Origin of the sequence: Streptomyces sp. NPDC048270, from assembly GCF_040652335.1 — a bacterium.
Lineage (GTDB): Bacteria > Actinomycetota > Actinomycetes > Streptomycetales > Streptomycetaceae > Streptomyces.
In genome coordinates, this window is the sequence record NZ_JBEZLV010000120.1 from 1 (window position 1) to 2236 (window position 2236).

The window sequence follows — 2236 nt, forward strand, 5'->3', positions numbered from 1 at the left end:
GTCGCCGTAGACGAGGCTGCCGGAGATGAACGTGACGCCGAGCATGACCGCGAACGCGGTCATGAGCAGGCGTGCCTTGTGCGCGAGTACGTTGCGCAGGGCGGTACGGAACATGGGTGTGCGGTTCCTCGCAGGGGGCGGGCTCGGCGGGTGCGAGCCGGGGTGTGTGCGGGTGGGCGGGTCAGCTGGTGCGGGAGCGGGGGTCGAACGCCTTCGTCCGGTCCAGCACCCGGTCCGCGGTGGGCCGCGCCATCTCGTCGACCAGGCGCCCGTCGGAGAGGAAGACGACGCGGTCGGCGTAGCCGGCGGCGACGGGATCGTGCGTGACCATGACCACGGTCTGACCCAGCTCCCGTACGGAGTCCCGCAGGAAGCCGAGGATCTCGGCCCCGGCGCGGGAGTCGAGGTTGCCGGTGGGCTCGTCGCCGAAGATGATCGCCGGGCGGGAGACCAGGGCGCGGGCCACCGCGACGCGCTGCTGCTGTCCGCCGGACAGCTGTCCGGGCCGGTGGCCGAGGCGCTGGGAGAGGCCGACCATGGAGACCACGCGGTCCAGCCACTGCCGGTCGGGCCGGCGCCCGGCGATGGTCAGCGGCAGCGTGATGTTCTCCAGTGCGGTCAGCGTCGGCAGCAGGTTGAACGCCTGGAAGATGAAGCCGATCCGGTCCCGCCGCAGTTGGGTGAGCTGCCGGTCCCCCAGTCCGCTCAGCTCGGTGGTGCCGATGCGTACGGATCCGGAGTCGGCCGAGTCCAGTCCGGCGGCGCAGTGCATCAGGGTGGACTTGCCGCAGCCCGAGGGGCCCATGATCGCGGTGAACTCGCCTTCCCGGAAGGCGATGCTCACGCGGTCCAGGGCGACGACGCGGGCGTCGCCGCTGCCGTAGGCCTTCGACAGGTCGGCGGTGGCGGCCGCGATCCCGGACGCCGGGTGCGGCGCGTGCGGGCCGAAGGGGTCGGCGGTCACCAGGGGGTCGACGGACACGGGGAACTCCTCTTCGGGTGCCAATGGGGTGCACTTCGAAGGGTGTCGGGGGAACGTATCGGGGCCCCCCGCCGGTGTGTATCGGTGTCCGCGCCGCTTCGTAGCAGTCGTGTAGGGGCCGGGGCCGCCGGTCAGGCCGGCAGGCGCAGGGTGGCGAGGGCGCCGCCGTCCGGGGCGTTGTCCAGGCGCAGTTCGGCACCGAGGAGCCGGGCGTGGCCCTGGGCGATGGTCAGGCCCAGGCCGTGGCCCGCGCCGCGCTCCTTCGCCCCCGTGTGGAAGCGGCGGGGGCCGTCGGCCAGCAGCTCCGCGGGGAATCCGGGGCCGTGGTCGCGTACGGCGACCGTACGGCCCTCGACGGTGACCCGGACCGGGGCGGCCCCGTGCCGGTGTGCGTTGACGACGAGGTTGCTGACGATCCGTTCGAGGCGGCGCGGATCGGTCTCCACCGTCCCCGCGGTGCCCGCGGTCTCCACCGTCCCCGCCGTGCCCGCGGTCTCCACCGTCCCCGCCGTGCCCGCGGTCTCCGCTGTGCCTCCGGCGCCTGCGGCGCCCTCGGTGCCCGCGCCCTCCGCGCCCTCCGCGCCCTCCCCGCCGCGCTGATCGGCGACGAGGACCTGCGTGTCGAGGCCGGTGCGTGCCACGGCCTCGGCGACGACCGCGCCGAGCGGGACCCGGGCGCGGACCGGCTGTTCGGCTCCGGCGTCGAGCCGGGAGATCTCCAGCAGGTCCTCGACCAGGCCGCGCAGGTCGCGCACCCGGGCCCGCAGCAGGTCCTCCGTCTCACCGGCCGGCAGCAGATCGGCGGCGGCCAGCAGCCCGCCGACGGGGGTGCGCAGCTCGTGGGCCACGTCCGCGGTGAACCGGCGCTCGGTGCGCAGCCGCCGGCTGAGGCTGTCGGCCATCAGGTCGACGGTGGCGGCGATGTCCGCGACCTCGTCGCCGCCCTTGGTGGGGCCGGTGCGGGCGTCCAGGTCCCCCGCGGAGATCCGGCCCGCGGTCTCGGACACCCGCCGCAGCCGGCGGCCGAGCAGCCCCGCCCCGTACACCGCCAGGGGTGTGGCCGCCGCGAGCGCGACCAGTGAGGCCACCGCCATGGTCATGTCGAGCCGGTACAGGTCGTGGAGCTGGGGGCTCATGTTGACCCGGAAGGCCAGCACCTGGCTGCCCGGGCCCGAGACCCGCTGGGCGGCCCAGAAGCTCGGGCCGATGTTGCCCTCGACGTGTGCGTCGTAGGCCGTGTGCCGCCGGTCGTCG

Annotated in this window: 2 protein-coding genes; both read right to left on the reverse strand. The window is 75.0% G+C overall.

Translation table 11 applies throughout. From position 1 onward, the window contains the following. Positions 1-181: 181 nt before the first annotated feature. Positions 182-964, reverse strand: a complete 783-nt coding sequence (locus AB0D66_RS34470) for an ABC transporter ATP-binding protein (protein ID WP_362311087.1) — start codon at positions 962-964, stop codon at positions 182-184. Positions 965-1113: 149 nt separating this feature from the next. Then, the gene (locus tag AB0D66_RS34475; protein ID WP_362311088.1) at positions 1114-2190 is read right to left on the reverse strand and encodes a HAMP domain-containing sensor histidine kinase; all 1077 of its coding nucleotides are present in this window, start codon (positions 2188-2190) and stop codon (positions 1114-1116) included. Positions 2191-2236 lie beyond the last annotated feature (46 nt).